The sequence below is a fragment of the Terriglobus sp. TAA 43 genome, assembly GCF_000800015.1.
Classification (GTDB): Bacteria; Acidobacteriota; Terriglobia; order Terriglobales; family Acidobacteriaceae; genus Terriglobus.
The window spans coordinates 3,305,704-3,325,674 of record NZ_JUGR01000001.1 but is presented as its reverse complement, the minus strand read 5'-3'; the positions used below and the strand labels follow the sequence as shown (position 1 = coordinate 3,325,674).

The 19,971-nt window shown below is 56.8% G+C and carries 18 protein-coding genes; 9 read left to right on the top strand and 9 right to left on the bottom strand.

Features of this window, described 5'->3' with window-relative positions:
* Nucleotides 1-26 precede the first annotated feature (26 nt).
* The gene (locus M504_RS21425; RefSeq protein WP_084214346.1) at nucleotides 27-1,217 is read left to right on the top strand and encodes a GGDEF domain-containing protein; all 1,191 of its coding nucleotides are present in this window, start codon (nucleotides 27-29) and stop codon (nucleotides 1,215-1,217) included.
* Nucleotides 1,218-1,347: 130 nt separating this feature from the next.
* Nucleotides 1,348-2,532 (top strand): GGDEF domain-containing protein, encoded by a 1,185-nt coding sequence (locus tag M504_RS14055; RefSeq protein ID WP_156993785.1) that lies wholly within the window; start codon nucleotides 1,348-1,350, stop codon nucleotides 2,530-2,532.
* Here the strand turns inward: M504_RS14055 and M504_RS14050 are convergent.
* Both M504_RS14050 and M504_RS14045 read right to left on the bottom strand, forming a co-directional pair.
* Entirely contained in the window at nucleotides 2,484-3,401 is a 918-nt protein-coding gene (locus tag M504_RS14050) for a hypothetical protein (protein ID WP_232296288.1), read from the bottom strand. The genes M504_RS14055 and M504_RS14050 overlap by 49 nt on opposite strands.
* Entirely contained in the window at nucleotides 3,385-3,930 is a 546-nt protein-coding gene (locus M504_RS14045; RefSeq protein WP_047495028.1) for a regulatory protein RecX, read from the bottom strand. Before M504_RS14045 ends, M504_RS14050 begins: the two co-directional genes overlap by 17 nt.
* 73 nt (nucleotides 3,931-4,003) lie before the next feature.
* Between M504_RS14045 and M504_RS14040 the strand changes: the two genes are divergently transcribed.
* The gene (locus tag M504_RS14040) at nucleotides 4,004-5,335 is read left to right on the top strand and encodes a Gfo/Idh/MocA family protein (protein WP_047492460.1); all 1,332 of its coding nucleotides are present in this window, start codon (nucleotides 4,004-4,006) and stop codon (nucleotides 5,333-5,335) included.
* Between the two features lie 124 nt (nucleotides 5,336-5,459).
* Here the strand turns inward: M504_RS14040 and M504_RS14035 are convergent, their stop codons facing one another.
* Together M504_RS14035 and M504_RS14030 are read right to left on the bottom strand one after the other, a co-directional pair.
* Nucleotides 5,460-6,311 carry a sugar phosphate isomerase/epimerase gene (locus tag M504_RS14035; protein WP_047492457.1) on the bottom strand — a complete coding sequence of 284 codons (852 nt, stop codon included), beginning with the start codon at nucleotides 6,309-6,311 and terminating at the stop codon, nucleotides 5,460-5,462.
* A gap of 43 nt (nucleotides 6,312-6,354) precedes the next feature.
* Nucleotides 6,355-7,560: a Gfo/Idh/MocA family protein gene (locus M504_RS14030; RefSeq protein WP_047492454.1), complete on the bottom strand. Its 1,206-nt coding sequence runs from the start codon at nucleotides 7,558-7,560 to the stop codon at nucleotides 6,355-6,357.
* Nucleotides 7,561-7,683: 123 nt separating this feature from the next.
* Here M504_RS14030 and M504_RS14025 point away from each other — a divergent pair, with 123 nt between their 5' ends.
* Nucleotides 7,684-8,526: a hypothetical protein gene (locus tag M504_RS14025; RefSeq protein WP_047492451.1), complete on the top strand. Its 843-nt coding sequence runs from the start codon at nucleotides 7,684-7,686 to the stop codon at nucleotides 8,524-8,526.
* Between the two features lie 44 nt (nucleotides 8,527-8,570).
* Here M504_RS14025 and M504_RS14020 read toward each other — a convergent pair whose 3' ends face one another.
* The 3 genes from M504_RS14020 to M504_RS14010 all read right to left on the bottom strand — a co-directional run bounded on the left by M504_RS14020 (nucleotide 8,571) and on the right by M504_RS14010 (nucleotide 11,328).
* The gene (locus M504_RS14020; protein ID WP_198137611.1) at nucleotides 8,571-9,506 is read right to left on the bottom strand and encodes a CHAD domain-containing protein; all 936 of its coding nucleotides are present in this window, start codon (nucleotides 9,504-9,506) and stop codon (nucleotides 8,571-8,573) included.
* A 126-nt stretch (nucleotides 9,507-9,632) separates the two neighbouring features.
* Nucleotides 9,633-9,788 carry a DUF3309 domain-containing protein gene (locus M504_RS22100; RefSeq protein WP_156993783.1) on the bottom strand — a complete coding sequence of 52 codons (156 nt, stop codon included), beginning with the start codon at nucleotides 9,786-9,788 and terminating at the stop codon, nucleotides 9,633-9,635.
* 127 nt (nucleotides 9,789-9,915) lie between these two features.
* A complete protein-coding gene (locus M504_RS14010; RefSeq protein WP_198137610.1) occupies nucleotides 9,916-11,328 on the bottom strand; it encodes an outer membrane beta-barrel protein in 1,413 nt (470 codons plus the stop codon).
* A gap of 107 nt (nucleotides 11,329-11,435) precedes the next feature.
* Between M504_RS14010 and M504_RS14005 the strand changes: the two genes are divergently transcribed.
* A complete protein-coding gene (locus M504_RS14005) occupies nucleotides 11,436-12,020 on the top strand; it encodes a DUF1003 domain-containing protein (RefSeq protein ID WP_232296287.1) in 585 nt (194 codons plus the stop codon).
* Between the two features lie 3 nt (nucleotides 12,021-12,023).
* Here the strand turns inward: M504_RS14005 and M504_RS14000 are convergent, their stop codons facing one another.
* On the bottom strand, nucleotides 12,024-13,130 hold the full coding sequence (locus M504_RS14000; RefSeq protein ID WP_047492439.1) for a mechanosensitive ion channel family protein: 1,107 nt from the start codon (nucleotides 13,128-13,130) through the stop codon (nucleotides 12,024-12,026).
* A gap of 544 nt (nucleotides 13,131-13,674) precedes the next feature.
* On the opposite strand from M504_RS14000, the gene M504_RS13995 reads away from it, so the two are divergent.
* The 4 genes from M504_RS13995 (at nucleotide 13,675) to M504_RS13985 (ending at nucleotide 16,727) form a co-directional block, all read left to right on the top strand.
* Complete coding sequence (locus tag M504_RS13995; protein ID WP_232296286.1) at nucleotides 13,675-14,121, top strand: hypothetical protein; 447 nt, start codon at nucleotides 13,675-13,677, stop codon at nucleotides 14,119-14,121.
* 54 nt (nucleotides 14,122-14,175) lie between these two features.
* Entirely contained in the window at nucleotides 14,176-14,832 is a 657-nt protein-coding gene (locus tag M504_RS13990; protein WP_047492432.1) for a hypothetical protein, read from the top strand.
* A gap of 28 nt (nucleotides 14,833-14,860) precedes the next feature.
* Nucleotides 14,861-15,034 carry a hypothetical protein gene (locus M504_RS22095; protein WP_198137609.1) on the top strand — a complete coding sequence of 58 codons (174 nt, stop codon included), beginning with the start codon at nucleotides 14,861-14,863 and terminating at the stop codon, nucleotides 15,032-15,034.
* A gap of 67 nt (nucleotides 15,035-15,101) precedes the next feature.
* The gene (locus tag M504_RS13985) at nucleotides 15,102-16,727 is read left to right on the top strand and encodes a DUF4435 domain-containing protein (RefSeq protein ID WP_084214342.1); all 1,626 of its coding nucleotides are present in this window, start codon (nucleotides 15,102-15,104) and stop codon (nucleotides 16,725-16,727) included.
* A 109-nt stretch (nucleotides 16,728-16,836) separates the two neighbouring features.
* Here M504_RS13985 and gyrA read toward each other — a convergent pair whose 3' ends face one another.
* On the bottom strand, nucleotides 16,837-19,818 hold the full coding sequence (gene gyrA, locus M504_RS13980; protein WP_047492430.1) for a DNA gyrase subunit A: 2,982 nt from the start codon (nucleotides 19,816-19,818) through the stop codon (nucleotides 16,837-16,839).
* Between the last annotated feature and the right edge of the window lie 153 nt (nucleotides 19,819-19,971).

The window sequence follows — 19,971 nt, the reverse complement described above, 5'->3', positions numbered from 1 at the left end:
ACATTATTAGTCGCGCCTTCGAACGCATGGACCGACGGACATTATTCACGGTGCAGGCCGGCCTGCTCATATTTTTGGGCGGCGTCATCCTCGCGTCCTCATACTTCCAATCGAGAAACCGCCGGGACAAGGGTTCCGTATGGTTTGCGGCAGCGTATTTCTGCGCGGGACTGGGACTTGGGCTGCAGGCGTATCGCGGGCAGATCTCGGATGTGATCAGCATCCTGTTTGGCAATGGTCTGTTCCTGATGTTTGGTCCGCTGGCGAACCGGGCCATTGCCAAAACCACCGATCAGAAGCGCGACTATCTGGTGTGGCTGCTGCTGCTGAATGCTGCGACGGTGATGAATTACGCCTATTACACGTGGTGGCAGCCGAACGTGGTGCTTCGAACGGTTGAGGCGGTGCCGATTCTTGCAGTGATGTATCTGGCCTGCATTGACCTCCTCCTGCGAAACAAGGACGAAGTGATCCGTCCGGCAGTCAACGCCATCATTGTCTGTTTCGCCATGCAGTCACTGCCTAATTTCGTTCGAGTGGCGCTGGCCTGGAAGTATCAGATTCCGGATGCGTGGTTCTCCTGGAGCGGCATCATCACCATTGCCGGGTTGGCGCTCAGCTATCTGTGGATTGGCAATTTGCGGATGCATGCAGAGCTGGAGCGGTCGGCCATGACCGATCCTCTGACGGGCCTGTTTAACCGGCGCGCCCTGGATGTGTTTGCCATGCGAGAGTTGGAGCGCATCCGTCGCCGCAACCTGCCGTGTTCCGCACTGATGATGGATGTGGATAGCTTTAAACAGATCAACGATGGCCTGGGGCACGCGGCTGGAGACGCCTCGCTGTGCGCCGTGGCGGATACGCTGCAAAAGACCCTGCGGCTTACCGATATTGCAACGCGCCTGGGCGGCGACGAGTTCTTTGTCCTGCTGCCGGACTGCAGCGAGGCACAGGCGACCGAGGTTGTAATGCGTTTGAAATCGGCCATCCACGGGTTGCGGCTGAAAACGATGAGTGAAGTGGTGTTCACGATTAGCACCAGCATTGGCTGCGTCACCCTGAGTGGGCAGGACGCGACGCTGGAAGAACTGCTGCACGGCAGCGACATGATGCTCTACCGCGAAAAGCAGGCTTTGCGGGCGGAAACTTCGCCTGAGATGAAGCCACAACCGGTGCCCGTGCCCGGTCCACGGCGGGTTCAACCCTATAACGCGTAGCTGGTGAGTTTCAGCGGCGAAGGGTAACAAAAACAAACAATTGACACCCTTCTATACCGAACCGGAAGATAGTGTAGTTGCGCTGCGGTATTGTTTCCACTTAGTTCTTCTCCCTGGTCTGTCTTTTTTCATGGAAAACCTGTCTATCTACCGGATGTACGGTTTATTGCTACTGTCCACAGGCTTTGCAGTGGCGATGCTGTACCGTGCCATTCAAACTGAAAAGACAGATCGTTCCGCATACTGGATTGCGGCCACGTGTTTCTGCGGTGGTCTCGGCCTGGTTGCGCTGAGCACCAGCTCGAATGCCCTTCACTGGGCTGGCATTGTTCTCTTTGTGGCGACGCCGAACATCCTGCACGTTGCGATAGGGTCCGCCACCCGGCAGAGCGTACGCAAGACGCTGCCCTGGATGATTGGCATCACCGTAGGCTGCTTTCTCGGCACCGTACTCCTGAACATCGTTATTCCGAACTGGCCCATTCGGCGTGCGCCAGCCGTTTTTTCTATCCCGCTGATGCAGGCAATGAACGTGTGGTTCCTGTTGCGCCGGAAGGATAGTCCAACGCGACTGGCAAATATCGCCATGGCCGTCTTCCTGTTGTTGCATGTTGTGGTCTTCGCCATACGGACCGGCGACATCATTACGGATAGCTTCCATCAACGCTGGCTTGCTTACGCTGGCATGACCATTATTGTGGGACTGGGCGGCAGCTTTCTGGGCATGGAGTCTCTGCGTTCGCGCCATGAGATGGAACGCATTGCCATGACTGATCCCCTGACTGGCTTGCTGAATCGGCGTGCGCTGGAGGTAGTGGCACACCGCGAGTTGCAGCGTTGCATTCGTTCAGAAAAGCCCTGCTCTGCGCTCATGATGGACATTGATCGCTTTAAGGAGATCAATGACAACATGGGTCATGCCGCGGGCGACGCTGCCCTGCGCGCCGTGGCCGGGGTTCTGCAGGCGATGCTGCGGCCGACGGATGACGTGATCACCCGGCACGGTGGCGATGAGTTCTTCGTTCTGCTTCCCGAATGCGGAGAGGACAACGCGGAACGGATCGCAAACCAGATCCGACAGGGCGTTTCCGGATGCACGTTATTTGCCATGGACAATACGCCCTTTCGCATCCAGGTCAGCATCGGCGTGGCCACGTCTTCCGGCCATGAAATGACCGTGCAAGACCTTCTACACGCCAGCGACATCCTGCTCTACCGCGAGAAGCAGATCAGCCGGAGCAAGGTTGCCGCAATGCTTCTGAAGGATCATCGACCGGAAGGCGGCGGCGCCCAGGTCCATCCTTCCAACGCATAAGCCGGATCGCGCGGCTGGTTCAACGTATAAAACTGCTCGCGGTGTTCTGCCATCACCATGCAGGAGACCAGTGCGTCGAACGCGTCTTCGCTGGCCTTCGCCTTTGCAATCGCTGCCGGTCCGAGCCGTGAATATGCCACGTCTTCCTTTCGCTTGCGCGCCAGATACGCAGCTCTGGCCTCGGCATTCGATTTATGGACAGGGCCGGTATTCAGCCGGGTATACATCTCAACGATCAGCGGCTGGCCCGCCTTTGGCCGATCAAACGGCCATATACGGAAGCCAGCTTCATGGAGTTGCTGCAGTGTCTTCACGCCGCGCAGTGAGGCCGTTCCCACTGAACCGGAACCGCCGATCTGAAACACCGACTTGGGCGTGATGCCCTTTACGCGTAGTGCGCGCTCTTCCTCAGGAATGTGCGCGACAAGCTTGCAGTCAATGTCCGTGGCCCGCAGCATGCGATGCAGTTGTTCACCACTGAACTCCGCGGGACGCTTGTGCGGCTTGCCCCAGAAACGGCGATCTTCATTCTCGCGCGACAGCCATCGTTCACCATGTTCAGCGACTACATCCCAGAACCTTGGCGCGCTGTGGACGCCCACTTCACGCAGGAACCACGCCGGGAAGCTGAAACAGAAATCGAATCCCACGACCATGGCGGGATCCTTCTTCACCTGTGCGATGAGCCACTCCACAACCTCGTCGCGGGTTCTGCCGCTCTCCACGCGCACCTTGCCCGCGTGCCACGTTGCGGCAACGATATGGCGCCGCTGCCCGGCGATGTCCACGCGTCCGGACCAGTCGATGGCGATGATGGTGGAAGGCAACATCACTTTGCTTGGATGCGTGGGATTATTCGTCCTGCGCATCTGTCTCCGCGCGATCCAGAGCTTCCTCTCCGCTCTTCAGACTTCGCAGCACGGCAAAGATCGCCTTCGACGAAAACCCTGCCGCCGTCAGTCTGCGCAGAACGCGCGCGGTGCTCTTTTCGTCCGTCGGTGCAGCGATGCGGCGGCGCTCCAGATGCTGCCGCACCAATGCCTGTTCGTCGACACCTTCGTAGGCCTCATCCAGAGTGGTTTGAATAACTTCCGACGCGATGCCCTTTGCCTGGAGATCCTGCTGAACGCGACGCCTGCCGAAGCTGCGATTCTCCTGCCGCAGACGTGTGAAATCCGCGGCGAAGCGATCGTCCGAGAGGTAGCGCAACTCCTGCAGCTTTGCCAGCACCCAGTCCACGGCTTCGGTTCCGGACGGCCCGGGTTCGGCGCGATCGATGAGCTTGCGGCGCAGGTCACGAACGCTCTGCATGCGTGCGCCGAGCGACTTAAGTGCATACTCCATCAACTGTTCGCGATCGAGCGGTGTGCGTGTGGCGCGTGGACGACCGAATGCCATGAAAGAAAGATTAGCAAGTGGTATGACCATTGGGGTGCTGTGTGTATAAAATGGGCATCCGCAAGGAGAAATTATGCTCACGCGCCGCGAATTTTCCCGCAACGCCGTCGCCACTGCCGCCGGTCTTGCTTTGACCTCCACCGCAAACAGCTATGCACGCATTCTGGGCGCAAACGATCGTGTGAACGTGGCGGTGATCGGCCTGAACAGCCGCGCCTACGCGCATCTGAGCAGCCTGAAGGCAAACCAGTCCGCCGTCAACATCACGCATGTCGTCGACGTCGACTCAAAGATCCTGGCCAAGTATGCCGCCGCCACCGAGAAGGACTTCGGCGTTGCGCCCAAGGCCGACAGAGATTTCCGCAAGACGCTGGAACAGAAGGACGTGGACGCCATCACCATTGCCACGCCTGACCACTGGCACACGCCGCTGGCCATCTACGGCCTGAAGGCTGGCAAGCACGTTTACGTGGAAAAGCCCTGCAGCCAGAATCTGCACGAGACCGAACTGCTGGTTGCCGCGCAGAAGAAGTACGGCAAGGTTGTGGTAATGGGCAACCAGCAGCACTCGTCCGACTACACCCGAGAAATGGTGCAGGCAGTGCGCGACGGCAATCTTATTGGCCGCGCCTACTATGCCAAGACCTGGTACACCAACGAGCGTAAGAGCATTGGTGTGGGCAAGCCCATTCCCGTTCCGGCGAATCTTGATTGGGACCTGTGGCAGGGACCGGCTCCGCGCCAGGCTTACAAGGACAACGTCCATCCGTATAACTGGCACTGGTTCCATGTGTGGGGCACAGGTGAAGCCCTGAACAACGGTACGCATGAGTTCGACGTGGCTCGCTGGTTCCTGGATGTGAAGTATCCGCAGCGTGTCTCTGTCTCCGGCGGTCGTTACCACTTCAAGGACGATTGGGAATTCTACGACACCCTGAACGCCAGCTTTGAGTACGACAACAAGCTGATTGAGTGGGAGTGCCTGTGCTGCAACCATCTCAAGTACTGGGGCCGTGATCGCGGTACCGCCGTTGTGGGAACGGAAGGCACTGTGATCATTGATCGCGATGGCTACGAAATCCACGACCTGAAGGGCAAGACCGTTAAGGAGTGGAAGGTTCCCAAGGCTGGCACGACCAGCAGCATGGACACCGTGGGCCGCGATGGCATGACCGACGTCCACTTCAAGAACTGGCTTGATTGCATCAAGGACAGCAGCACGAAGCAGGACCAGCCGATTGAAGACGCGGCACGCTCTGTAGGTTCGCTGCTGATGGCGAACGTTGCCTATGACCTGAAGAAGGAACTGAAGGTAAACCCGGAAACGGGCCAGTTCGTGAACGATCCCGCTGCTACCGCGAAGCGCAAGCGCACTTACGAAAAGGGCTGGGAGCCGACGGTCTAACATCCACTGCATCGCTTTACAGAAGAGGCCTCGCTTCGGCGAGGCCTTTCTCTTTGTCTATGGCTAAAAACACAACAGCCGCTGGTCGATGCCAGCGGCTGTTGTGTTTCTCGGGATATCGCGACTACGCGGAGTAGCCCATCTCTTCGAGCACTTTGCGCTCTGTTGCGATGCTCTTGGTGACGCCCGGCATAGGGTCCTTGCCGTTGATCTCGTATTCGAGATCGACGCAGCCGGGGTACTTGATTTTGACCAGCGTTTCGAAGATCTGCTTCACCGGCATGATGCCTTCGCCGACGGCAACCTGGCTTTCCTTCTTGTCCTTCTCGGCCAGATCCTTCATGTGGATGCAGTACAGGCGCGAGCCAACTTCCTTGATGGTTTCAGGAACGTCCTTGCCTGCGCGCATGGTGTGACCTACGTCGACGCAGAAGCCCACGCGCTTATCGAGGTTGCCGATCTTCGCAAGAATGTCCTGCGGCGACGGCCATTCCTTGTCTTCGGGGCCGTGGTTGTGGATGGCGAGCTTGATGTCGTACTTCTTTACAAAGCTTGCGACGCGTTCCAGAGCAGCGTGCGAGGGCGATCCGATGATCATCGGAAAGCCTGCAGCCTTGGCGTAGTCGAACTTCGCCTTGATGTCTTCGTCCTCGTCCTTAGGGAAGTAGATGGTGCCACCGCCCGTGATGACGAGGCCCTGGCTGCGATACCAGTCGGCGTTCTTCTTCACCTCATCGAGCGGCCCCATGGGCAGATGGAAGTCCTTGAGGTTGATGTTCTTCAGGTTCAGCTGGTGCATGAAGTCGACAAGCTGCTGCGGCTGCTTGAACTCACGGAAGGTGTAGCTGGCGATGCCCAGACGGATGGGCGAAGGCTTGAGTGCCATGGCCGAAAGGAAGCGCGGTGTTGCCGACGCGGCTGCAGCAAGACCAAGCCCCTTCAGGGCGCTACGGCGCGTAAACGTACGATGCGACATGGTTCATTCTCCTAACGAAATAATTTCCGGTTTTGCAAAAGCCTTATGCCTGATCTAACTTGACCCACTTCGCCTGCTTCTGCGCGCGCACTACCAACTCTGCGGCGAGCAGTGCCTGCGCCTGGTCCTGCGCAGTGTGCGTGCGGTGCACCACGTCTGAAACGAACTGGCGACCGAAGGGCAGATCGACGTTGTTGCAGTCGATGAACTTCTGCTCTGTTCCGTTCACCATGAACAGGTTGTTGCCTGCCTTGTTCACACCGACGTTGGTGTACTTGCGGACTTCGATGTAGCCCTTGGTGCCGAGGATGAAGAGGCGTCCGTCGCCCCATGTGCCGAGTGCATCCGGTGTGAACCAGTCGAGGCGGACATAGCCGAAGCCTTTATCGCCACGCAACACCATGTCGCCGAAGTCCTGGAACTTGGGATGTTCGGGGTGAGCGATGTTGCTGATCTGTGATTCGACAACCTCAGCCGATTTGGAGCCCGTGTAATACAGGAACTGTTCCACCTGGTGCGAGCCGATGTCGCACAGGATTCCGCCGTACTGCTCCGGTACCCAGAACCAATCCGGACGCGCATCGGCACCACCGTTTCCGGCATTGCCGGAGCCCTGCACGATCTGGTGCGGAGCGATGTTGATGGTCTGGATCACGCGGCCAATCTTGCCCTGCTTGACGAGTTCGCCTGCATAGACGGCGGCCTTCACTTCGAGAAGTTCGCTGTACAGGATGGCGTAGATGCGGCCCGTTTCCTTCACCGTCTTGCGGATGGCTTCTACCTGCTCCAGCGTGGTGGCGCCCGGCTTGTCGGATAGGAAATCCTTGCCTGCCTTCATGGCGCGGATGCCCAACGGGGCGCGCTCGTTTGCAATGGTGCTGCTGAGCACAAGGTGAATGCTCTTGTCGTTCAGAATTTCTTCTTCGCTGTGCGCCTGTTTCACGTTGGGGAACGCCTTGGCGAAGCGTGCAATCTTGTTTGGCTCTGCGCCGTGCCAAGCCACCAGTTTGCCGCCGCCGCGAATGATGGCGCCCACCATTCCATAGATATGGTCGTGGCTCATGCCGCAGACGGCAAAGTTGATGGTGTCTGTAGGAGCCGGAACCTCTTGTTTCGGCACCACTTCGTGCTGCACGTTGGACTGGCCGCCTTCCGCAAATGCCATTACATCGGGCATGGCTCCCAGCATTCCCATTGCGCCCGCGCGACGGAAAAACTCACGACGATTGACAGACTCGTTCGCACTCACTTTGTATTCACTCCAGGGCATCTACCGTGCCAAAAGACGTATCCACGTTACACCGGCGGAACAAAGTACGCCAGTAGTGGTCCGTCCACGTCAAACTATACGAAGGTTAGGAGTAGCGTACGCATGCGGCACGTGTTGGCAGGTGTAATGGCGGGATTCTTGATGGCGACCACTGCGGTCGCGCAAAGCGGCCTGGGCAAACTGGACACCTCGCAGCCCACCGGCATGACGCCGGAACAGATCGTTACGGAGATGGGCAAGAAGGAGTCGCAGTTTGTAAAGGCACGCGACAACTACACCTTTCGCCAAGCCGTGGTGATGCAGACGATCAACGACGACAATGGCAAGCCGGATGGTGAATATCGCCAGGTGACCGACATCGGCTTTGATAAAGACGGCAAGCGCAATGAGACTGTCGTGTTCGCGCCGCAGAACACCATGGAGCGCGTGATCCTGGACGCCTACGATCTTGAAGACGTGGCGAAGCGTATTCCACTTGTCCTGACCACGGAAGAGCTTCCGAACTATGACGTGAAGTACGTGGGTAAACAGAAGGTGGATGAGCTGGACACGTACGTCTTCGACGCTTCACCAAAGAACGCTGACTTCAAGCATCGCTTTTTCGAAGGACGCGTCTGGGTAGATCAGAAGGATCTTGAGATTGTGATGATCAATGGCAAGAACGTGCCTGACGACATCAAGCACGGCCACTTCTCGATTCCCTTCACTACGTATTACGAGCAGGTGGATACGGTGAACTGGTTCCCCACCTACACGCGCGCCGATGGCACCGTACACTTTGCCGCCAGCAAAGACGGCCCGGCCAATGACATTCACATGCGCAACACGGTGAAGTACACCGACTATCGCCGCTATCGTTCGTCAGCACGCATCATTTACAACGGCCAGGACATTACAAACGAGAGCAAGCCCGAGAAGCAGCAGAGCGAACCGCCAAAACAGTAGGGCTATTCACGATGCAAGCTACCGGCGTAAGTGTCGATGGACATTTACGCCGTTAGCTTTGGTAGTAGCTCCGACAAGCGCAAACGATAGTCTGCCAATGCTGCATTGGTGTGTGTCTCGTATCGATGCGCCAACTCTGCGTTGCGCCCGTGAAAGTCTGTGGCCAGTTGTTGCAACAGCAGCCAGTCATGCCAGTGGCCGCCCGCTTCCTGCACTGCCTCGAACTGCGCGGCTGCCTCACGCGCCGGTGTGCCTTCCGGAGCTGTTTCCACCATGTAGCGGCATAATTTCGCAGCCTTGCGGATGGTATGAAGCGCGTCTTCATCGAGCCGTTCCAGTCGGCGTTGCAAGCGCTCATGCGCGTCTTCGTTTTTTCGTGGCCGACGCTCGCGCAACGCGGATTTTACATGCGTCGCGAAGAACTCTTCCGCATGTTCCAGCAGCGCGGCCGATGTAATGCCGCGTCGATTTGCAGGTTTGATCATTTGTTCCAGATCGCGCAGGGATGCGGCCAGATCCTGTTCTTCGTCTTTCAGCACGGCCACGAGTTTCTTCGCTTCATCGTCACGTTGTGCTTCGAGATGTTTGCGAAGCTTCTTGGCCTGCTTTCGCACCACATCACCCGTGCTGCCGTTATGCACTGCTGCCTTTTGCGGTGCGTCCAGCGCAATCATGCTGGTCTGCACATCCAAATCGCGCACAGCACCGGCAGCGCGTCGAATGCGGCGCAGGCGCTGCGTGACTGCACGTGCTTGAGAGTGATGTTCCGGCAGACGCATGGGGTGGTCGCCGTGGCCCAACAGCTCCAACAACTCAAGATGAGACTGCACACGGCGTGTGGTAGTGCGCAGCTTATGGACTGCACCGACCTCCGTCGAGGTGATGGCAACAAGCATTGCCGCATCCAGCGCAACAATGTGTTCTTTCAATGCCCGCAATGGTTGCAGGCGTATGGCATTCGTTCGAGTAGCAACCGGCATCGTTACTATGAGATGCATAACTTGGAGCAAGCGTATTGCCTACGTTGCCCCGTACCTGCCCGAGATCAGCGAAAGCGATGGCCTCATCGCGCCTACTTGCGTACGACGTCGAGGAGGCCGACTCTTTTAGAGCTCGCGGCTTGCGCCGAACAGCAGCCACAGTATGACCAGCAGCAGGATCAAGCTGATACCACCGCCACCGTAATACCCAATGCCAGGGCCCATGTAGTATCCGCCGCCACCGAAGACGAGAAGCAGAACAATCAGAAGAACGATCAGCATTACGTCACCTCAGAACAATCTTCGTAAAGCAAAGTTGCGGATTGAGATGCACGCTGATGCAACAGGATGTATAAGAATGCCGAATTGTTCCCGGCGATGCTGTGATGACGCAACCGGGAAGTGTTTCCTAAAAGTGATAGGTTAGGTCACCTGCAACGATGAATTGAGTGCGCTTGGTACCCAGATCGTATGCAGCCAAATCGTAGGAGTGTTCCAGCCGTAGTTCTGGGCGAAAGAGAATCGTCGATCCCACCCACATGCCGTAGCTCACCAGATGTTCGGAGTACTTCGTTGTGTAGCCAGTACGCTGGCCTTTGATGTCGTCAAGGAACTCGTTGCGGATGGAAAGATAGCGATGCGCGTTGAATTGATGCTCAAGATAATTCACTACTGCCACTTCCGGTGCGAAACAGGTACGTTCACCCGCAGAGCAAAAAGCGCCATTCGCTCCTGTCTCAGTGGGTATAGGATCGGCAACATTTCCGGCAATGTTGGGGACCTGACGCTGATACATGAACCATGTCTCGGTGTCGGTATGCCAAGTGGAGTTGATTCGGTGATACCAGGTTTCGTAGTACCCCTGCACATTGTTGTAGGCATACTTGCCATCGTTGACGGAATTGGCACAGGTATAGAGCGCGTCTCCGCCCTTGTTCCACGTGTAATCCACGCAAGCAGTAAGCGTAGGCTTGGCATCTTTCGTCCACGGCGCCACGTCGTTACCTGCGGACAGGCCCGCTTGTACCAGCCAGTGATCTGAGAGTTTGATGCTGGCTACGATACCTGTCTGCGTATACGGATCGACCCCGTAAAGCAGGGAGTGCGAGTAGGTGTAGTTGTTCGGTGCGAGTTGCGCCTCAATGTCGGGCAATGAAATGTAGCGACCTACTCGAATATTCATCCCCTCAGCGACCTTGGGAATGTAGAGGTCGATATAGGCCATGACGGGGTCGTAGCCATTTTCGCGGTTGTGAACGAGTAGTTGTTGCGACAGGATGCCCTTGGCGGTGGTGTAGCGATAGTCCTGCCCATAGAGCTGCGCGATACGGAAACCCCAGTCAACATGGCCCGTCTGCACTGTGTCTGGGAGGCGTTCGATGTACAGCACGGCCTGATCAGCAGTGATGCGATTCGGGTTGTAGTAATACGCCGCGGGAGAGTTTGCGCCGTCGCCTTTGTTGGAAGTGGAAACGTTGAAGCCACCATTCAACCAACCGTAGACCTTGATACGCGAGCGGTTCTGGTTCATGGCCTGCATCAGGATGTAAGTCTGCGTATCGGGCGCGCCGATAACAGGTGTTCCGCCAACAGAGTAGTCAGTGGATGGAAATGGCGGGGAATCCAAGGGTGCCCGATAGCCGCGGCGCGCTAATACGGGTGTAGATGCTGAGGGAGAAGGCTTCCAGTCCTGCCAATACGCATCGCCCAAACGCTGGAAGAAGTTGCGGTCCGGTTGTGGTGCGGAGGGTTGAACCTGAGAGTAAAGCTGGGTGGGACCTATAAGAGCCAATGTGAGCAATGAACAAGCTGCAAGACGCATCGTTTCCCTCACTCTCGAGTAGAGGCGGAAAGATCGTAGGAAATCCATAAAGAAGCCATTAGGAATTCGTAAAGGTATCGACGGAGATGGAAATCTCTCGGATCGTGATGGCGCAGCAGACCGAATTGTCATCTCACTTGCACAAGCGGCCATATTCGCCGTTGCAGGAGCACCCTACCGCCTTGTCACACCAGCATGTGCAGGAACACATTGACCTGATCGCGCGACACGAGCAGGAGTTCTCGGAGAAGCGGACCGCTGCCGAACGGGCTGGCGATGTTATCGCCGGATTTGCCGGGAGTATGCGATTTGTCGTCCTGCACCTGGTCTTTTTCGCTGGCTGGATTCTGTGCAATACACTGCAGCGCTTTCAGCAATGGCGGTTCGATCCCTATCCGTTCGCGATGCTGGACACGATCGTGGCGCTTGAGGCGATTCTGCTGGCGAGTTTCATCCTGATGCGACAACAACGCATGGGTCGCCGCTCCGATGAGCGCGAGCACCTGATGCTGCAAGTACTGCTGCTAACGGAAAAAGAGACCACGGCGCTGCTGCAAATTAACCGCGAGATGGCGGAGAAGTTTGGCATGTACGGTGTGGCACGCGATGTCGATGTGGCTGCGCTGAGCCAGGAAACCTCCATTGAGCAAGTGGCGGAGAATATCCGCGAGAACCTTACCGAAGAGCAGTGATCGTTATGCCGTAGGCGCCGGTATCTCAAACTGGCTGGGCTGGTCTTTTGGGCGTGCCAGGAAGCGCGCTGTGGGAAATGCATCTGGGTAGTTCTCACGCACGAACGTCATCATCTCCTCGCGCACGGTGCAGCGCAGATCGAAGTTCTCGCTGCTGTTGCGACTGCTGACGAGGCAACGAAGTTCCATGGTGTGTTCGCGGAGATCCGTGACTTGCAGGCCGACGACTTTGCCATCCCATTGCTTCGCGGAGTGAACGATGTCGCTGAGCTTCTGGCGTAGTGGTTCGACTGGGACGGAGTAGTCGAGATAGAGGAAGGCTGTGCCGAGGATCTCTGATGACTCACGTGTCCAGTTGGCGAAACTGTTCTCAATGAACCAACTGAGTGGAACGATAAGTCGACGCAAGTCCCAGATCTTGATGACGACGTAGGCGGAGTTGATTTCTTCGATGCGGCCCCACTCCCCTGACACGACGACCACGTCATCGATACGGATGGGTTGTGTCAAGGCGATCTGCATGCCCGCAAGAAAATTGCCCACAGTGGACTTCGCGGCACTTGCCAGTACCAACGAGGCGAGCCCCGCTGAGGCCAACAGACCGGTGCCGGCGCGCCAGAGACGGTCGTCGTGGAAGGTGTACGCGCAGGCCGCGATGGTGATGACGATGATGAATGCGACGATGACTCGGCGGAGGAGCTGGAACTGCGTGCGGAAGCGGCGTGCGTCTACGTTGTTCTCCAACGTGACGTCGTAGCGGCGATAGAGGATGCTCTGCACGACGTAGACCGTGCCGACAGCGAACCAGCCCAGTGAGCACACCATGGCGAGTGCGAGGATCTCGCGGAGGATGGCGTGGACGTTCTCGGGAACCGGGACGAATGGGAGGACGAAGAACAGGCAGGTGATGAGGAAGATGGCCCGCGCTGGTTTACCGAGGTGCTGCTGCAGTCCTAGACCGATGGAGAAGCGTGGGTTCTGCTTGCCCTCCTCCTTACGGACGAACCGGAAGACAAGCCAGTGGAAGGCGTTGGAAAACGCTACCGCTGCGCAGAAGACGAAGAAGGGTACGAACCAACCGTGCCAGACGTGAAAGATTCCCAGGCGCATCGGCGCTCCCGCTGAAGGATTTGCAAATCTTCCCTCTTAGAAGCAGGTTTGCGGGGCGTTGAGAGCAGGCGGCGGATTCCGGCAGGGTGGGTACCCTCCCCCTCCCCCCCCTGTTTTTGCAAAATCGTCTTTCTATTGGAGTTACGGTTTTGGTGTCTCTAAAATCGTCTTACTATTGGGGTTAGAGGCAAAATCGTCTTTCCAAAGGACTTAGCGGTTTAGTGAGTTGGTTGAGGTATGGGCTCTTTCTTATTTTAGAAAGTCTGGGTGGGTGATCATGCCAACAAAGTTTGGCTTTTAAGTGGTTGTTGGGGATGGGTTTATTGGGATGGATGGGGTGTTGTGGGGTTGACAGCACTTCGTGCGGTTCTCGGCGCTGCGCAGCCAGCCGCGGGATTCTGAGGGGCGCGGCGCGATGCGGTTTACTCCTGCTAGCGGCTTGGGCCGCGCGGTTATGCTTTGCGCTATGGGATTGTTTGATTGGGTGCGTGCATTGTTAGGACGGAGGGTGAAAGGTGAACCTCTGGTCTCAATGGTGTTGTTGATGCGGAAGCCGTTCTTTCTTGGTGAAGAAGCGATTCGAGAACCCGCAACGAAGGCGTTTGGTGTGCCATATGACGGCTCGAATCCGATGTATTTTTCGCAACAGAGTCCGGATCTGGTGTGGCTTAAAGCGGGAAGTTACCTGATCACCGTGTTCCATAAATTCGGAGCTTACGGCGGCAAAACAGAAGATGACGTGGAAGCAGGAGCAGCCTACCTGCCTGAGGATGCCGGTAGGTTTTGGCGAGAGCAGCGAGCATGGGCTGCTTTCGATGTACAGAATAACGACCTGCCTGAAGAAGAGGCTTACGGCGTACTAGCGAAGTTATTGCTACAGGTCACCGATGAACGCTGCTGCGGAATCTTCCTGCCATCGACAGGTCTTTTTCTTGCAAATGATGGAACAGCGGAAGCTGAACTTCGCCGACTAGTCGCGCTAGCGAACTGAAGTCGAGTCCGGAGCTGCTTATGAAAGCGCGACGGGACGTGTAGGATTCTGCGCATGAAACGGTGGCTTATCCTCGTCGCGCTGGTGGGTGGATTCGGTGGGGTTGCGAGCGCGCAGCAGCAGCATAAGGATCCGGAGTCTGTTCTGATGACGATGGCTGTGGCTGCGAAAGAGGCCGGGGTGCCTGCTGGGATTGTGTTGCGGAAGGGCTCCGATATTTGCCATGAGCGGGGTGCTTCTGCGGAGCCTCTTCCCACCGATCCGATGCAGCGGTTACGCATGATTGCAGATCAGTATGGGTATCACGTGGATGAGAGCGGGCCTGTGCTTCTGGTGACACCGAAGGATGGTGTGCCGGATGCGCTTAACGAGGCACTGCAACACCGTTGGGAGCGCTTTCCTGCTCAGAATAGCGTCATGCGAGAGATGGGGATGATTCTGAACGGGTGGATGGGCACCGTTGCCGATCCGAAGCGCGCTTTCGGTATCGATAGCATAAGCAATAGTGAGGAAGAGGTGGTGCATCTGCCTGCAAGCGAGAACCTGTCCTCCGAAGAGATCGCTGACCGCATCGTTTCCCTTGGCAGCAAAGGCTTTTGGATTGCGTGGCAGAACCCTCCCGAGATAGTCGCCAGCCAAGGGCTGGTTCGACTCAGCACCTTTTCGTATCGCGATGATTTCGTGAATGCGAAACGCTACGAATGCAAGTAAGTTCGAGTCGCATGGGTGGGTCTATAGCGTGACGAGGGTCCTGGGGCTGGGATTGATCTCGCCGTTTTATATGTTGTTCGTGTCGTTCGGCAGCGGCGCGCTGGGATTGCTGATCCTGTTCTGGGGCGTGCAGTACGCGTGGAAGGCCTTGGCTAAACCGAAAGTGGATTTGGATGGGCCATATCTGCTTGCTACAACTTAGATATCAGCATAAGTTATCGATGTAAATCTGCATATAAGACCTGCATTTGGAGCGTTAGATTTTCGTTATGCCAACCACTGTATTGATTCCAGAACCCAACAGCACCTCATTAATCTCGTTTGATGTCGACACATCCCTAGTTATTGTGGGAGCAAATGGCGCCGGCAAGAGCCGTATGGGAGCGCGCATAGAAGAGGCGCAGGCCCATAAGGTACATCGCATAAGTGCTCATAAGATTCTTAGCATTTCTGATAATTTGCAATTAATTCCGGAAGATCAGGCGAGAAAACTTCTAATCGTTGGGACACAGCATGTTGATCTGAACCAATTTGCAACTACAGGTCAACTCATGCAACAAAGAAATTTCCATCGCTGGCAAAATGATTTCGGAATCGGCAAACCCCTGGATGACTTCGACGTCGTTATAAGCCTACTTTTCGCATCGATGCGCCGTCGCAACGCGCTTTACGTGGATAAAATCAAAACCTATGAGGAAGGAGGGCGCATTGGTGAACTCCCCGAACTCACTAAAGACGCAAGCGATGTCCTTCTTCGAATCTGGAAGGAACTGCTTCCATCCGTAAATATTTCGCTGGCGGACGACAAGATTACGGCTAACAACGGCTCAGCAGATTATTCAGGGTCCAAGATGAGTGACGGGGAAAGAGTTATTTTCTACCTCTGTGCACAAACCCTAATCGCAGTAGAGGGCAATATCCTCATCGTGGATGAGCCAGAATTGCATGTCCACAAGGCGCTAACGGGTAGGCTTTGGGATCTCTTAGAGCAAGCAAGGCCCGATTGCCAATTCATATACCTCACTCAAGATCTCGAGTTTGCGAGCACAAGGGAGGCTTCGAGAACAATCTGGGTGAAGTCTTTTTCGGGTTCAGCTTGGGATTGGCAAGAGATACCACCCAGTGAGGATTTCCCAAAACAGTTAATGCTTGAAGTTCTTGGCACCCGTAAAGCGATTCGTTTCATTGAAGGCACGCAGGGAAGCCTGGATGCATCCTTATACCGCCTCCTATTTCCGAACGACAGGATAAAGCCCGTTGGAGGTTGCGACGATGTTTCGATGCTCGTCAGAGCAGCCAATGCAGAAGTTCTCTTGAGCGACAAAGACATAACAGGAATAGTTGACCGAGATTTTCGCTCGGAAGATGAAATTGCATATCTACGGGATAAGAAAATCGCAGTTCTTGAGGTCGCGGAAGTTGAGAACCTCTATTGCGTGCCAGAAATCGTAAGTTTCGTTTGTAACAAGGAGTATGGCGGCCGAGCCGACGCCGCAGCTAAGGAACAATCTGCGCTAGACGTCATAACATCTGCGTTCGACTCAGCTCTTATAGATCAGACTGCTAAGCATGCGTTGCAGCAAATTAGGAATCGGATGGCCACCTTCTCTGCATCCCATCGGCCGACCGACGCTACTTCGATGAGTTCCGAAGTGACAACATTTGTATCGGCACTTGATGTCGAAGCAATATTCCGGACTAGTCGTGATCTCTACAACAACGCCGCACATTCTTCGAATCTGAAGGAAAAGCTAAAGCTGCTAAATAGAAAAAACCTCTACAAACAAATAGCAAGCAACATCGGCTTGTCACCCGAACTATACATTCATAAAGTGCAGACCTATTTGCGTGAGGACCAAGCCTTAAAAAATGCTGTGGCGAGCTATGTAGTTTAGCTCCAGAGAATACTACTTCGACGTATCTTCTAGATGCTCTGTCAAAGCACCTAATTCAAAAGGCCAGTGCGAATTTGCACTGGCCTTTGAATTAAGTGCTTGTTGGGTCTTACTGCACCAACGGTTTTTCTTCTTCGTTCTTTTCTTCGTTGGGGATGGTTACGGCTGCGGCTACCTTGTCTGCGTCGTCGAGGTCGAGGAGCTTTACGCCCATGGTGGCTCGGCCTGCGGCGCGGATGCTCTTGGTGTCGATGCGGATGATCTTGCCGAACTGGCTGATAACCATGAGTTCGGTTGTTTCATCGACGAGCTGGATGCTGCTTACCTTGCCGATCTTTGGCGTGGTGCGCATGTTGATGACGCCCTTGCCGCCGCGTGACTGGAGGCGGTATGCATCGACGTCAGTCCGCTTGCCGAAGCCATTCTCACTGACGGTGAGGATGAGGCAGGGGGTGATGCCGATTTCCTTGTCGAGCGCTTCGAGGCGGGCTGCGTGTTCTTCTGGCGCGGCGGCTTCGACCACGTTCTCGTTTGGGTCGCCTTCGAGTTCGAGGGGGACGCTGCCCTTGGCCTTTTGCAGCTCGTCGATGGCGGACTTCACCTGGTCTGCCATGGTGGGCTTGCCGGGCTTGACGGGGTTGGCTGTGTCAAAGCGGGCGGCGAGTTCGAGGCGCTTGCGGTTGCGCGAGTCCTCAGACGGTGTGACGGCGACGCCGATGACGTAGTCGCCCTTCTTGAGGGTGATGCCCTTGTTACCGCCAGCGTTACGGCCCATGGGACGGAGGCCGCCCGACTTTTCAGGGTCGTACTTTTCTTCAAAGCGGATGGCCATGCCTTCGCGGGTGGCGAGGAAGACCACGTCGTCGCCTGAGGTGATGCGGACGCCGATGAGTTCGTCTTCCTTGTCGATGTTGATGGCGATGATGCCGCGGGCCATGACGTTGCTGAAGTCAGTGAGCGGTGTCTTTTTGACGATGCCGTCGCGCGTGGCGAAGAAGACGTATTTGCCCTCTTCCTTGAGGTTGCGCACGGCGAGGTAATTGACGATTTTTTCGCCGGGCTGGAGCGCGAGCATGGAGGCCATGTGCTTGCCCTTGCCTGCGGCGCCTACGTCTGGGATTTCATAAATCTTCATCCAGAAGACGCGGCCGGTGTTGGTGAAGAAGAGCAGGTAGGCGTGTGTGCTGTCGACGATGAGCGAGGCCACGAAGTCTTCTTCGCGGGTCTTCATACCCAAACGTCCAGTCCCACCGCGACGCTGCTGGCGGTAGGTGGAGATGGGCGTGCGCTTGAGGTAGCCGGAGTGCGAGACGGTGACGGCGACCTGCTCGTCGGCGATGAGGTCTTCGAGCTGCAGTTCGGCGGTTTCGTCGACGATCTGCGTGCGGCGTACGTCGCCGTACTTGTCGCGGACTTCTTCGAGTTCGGCGACGATGACTTTGCGCAGCTTCTTTTCCGATGCCAGGATGCTCTCGTAGTAGGCGATGTTTTCGCGGACCTTGGCGAGTTCGTTGAGGAGCTCGTCGATGGAGAGCTGGGTGAGGCGGTAGAGCTGCAGTTCGAGGATGGCGTCGATCTGGCGGTAGCTGAGGATGAGCGTGCCGGAGAGCGCGGAGCCTGCGGGTGCAGCGGGAAGCAGAGCGGAGTCGATGCCGTACTTGGCGGGGTCGAGCGTGATGCCCTGGAGTTCGGTGCCGCGGAGGTTGATGTTGCGACCGCTGAAGTATGCGAAGAGGTTTTCGCGGGCGTCGGCGCGGTTGCTGCTGTTGCGGATGATGCGGATGACGGTGTCGAGGTGGTCAAGCGCGATCTGCAGGCCGAGCAAGGTGTGTTCGCGCTCGCGGGCCTTGCCGAGGAGGAAGGCGGTGCGGCGGCGGACGACGTCGATACGGTGCTCGATGAAAGCACGGATGGCGTCGGGCAGCGGGAGCTCGCGGGGCTGGCCGTTGTGGACGGCCAGGAAGATCATGCTGAAGCTCTCCTGCATGGAGGTGTTCTTGTAGAGCTGATTGAGCACGATCTCAGGCTGCGCGCCGCGCTTGAGTTCGATGACGATACGCATGCCGTCGCGGTCAGACTCGTCGCGGACGTCGGAGATGTCGTCGATGATCTTGTCGGTGACGAGCTCTGCGATGCGCTTGATGAGGTTGTTCTTGTTGACCTGGTACGGGATCTCGCTGACGATGATGGATTCGCGACCGCCCTTGAGCTCTTCGGTGGAGCACTTGGCGCGCATGAGGAAGCGGCCGCGGCCGGTGCGGTAGGACTCGCGGATGTTGCGCTTGCCGAAGATGAAGCCGCCGGTGGGGAAATCGGGGCCCTGCACCGTCTGCATGACGAGGTCGAGTTCTTCATCGCGGCTGAGGCCGGTGGAGTTCACCAGGCTGATGGTCGCGTTGATGATCTCCGTGAGGTTGTGCGGCGGGATGTTGGTCGCCATGCCGACGGCGATACCTGAGCTGCCGTTGACGATGAGGTTCGGGAAGCGCGCGGGGAGGACCGTGGGCTCGAGCGTGGATTCGTCGTAGTTCGGGGTGAAGTCGACGGTGTCCATGTCGATGTCGGCGAGCATTTCGCCGGTGATCTTCATCATGCGGGCTTCGGTGTAACGCATGGCGGCTGGCGGATCGCCGTCGACGGAGCCGAAGTTGCCCTGGCCGTCGACCAGCGGATAGCGCATGGAGAAGGGCTGGGCGAGGCGGACCATGGCGTCGTAGATGGCGGAGTCGCCGTGGGGATGGTAATTACCCATGGCGTGGCCGACGACCTTGGCGCACTTGGTGTACTTCTTGTTGGACTGGAGGCCCATCTCCTGCATTGCGTACAGGATGCGGCGATGCACGGGCTTGAGGCCGTCGCGGACGTCAGGGAGAGCACGGCCGATGATGACGGACATGGAGTAGTCGAGATACGACCGCCGCATCTCTTCTTCAATGTTGATGGGGATCATGAACGCTGCGCCGGGGCCGGTGGGCGTGTTGCCGCCGTCGCCTCCTGAACCTGCTGGTGCGGTGTCTGGCGTCTTCGCGTTTTCTTCGGGGTTGTTACCGCCGTTTGAGCCGAGGGGAAGCTGGTTCTGATCGTCTGCCATTGTCTCTATCAGTATAACTGCTGGCTCTTTGCAGAGGCCCGATTTACGCGGCTTTTGCGCTGGTGTTCCGAATCGGTTCCCCATGAATTTACGTGGGTTTAGCTGACACCGGTGGCGGGTTGAGGCATCTACCTTCCAGCACAGCGCTGCTGC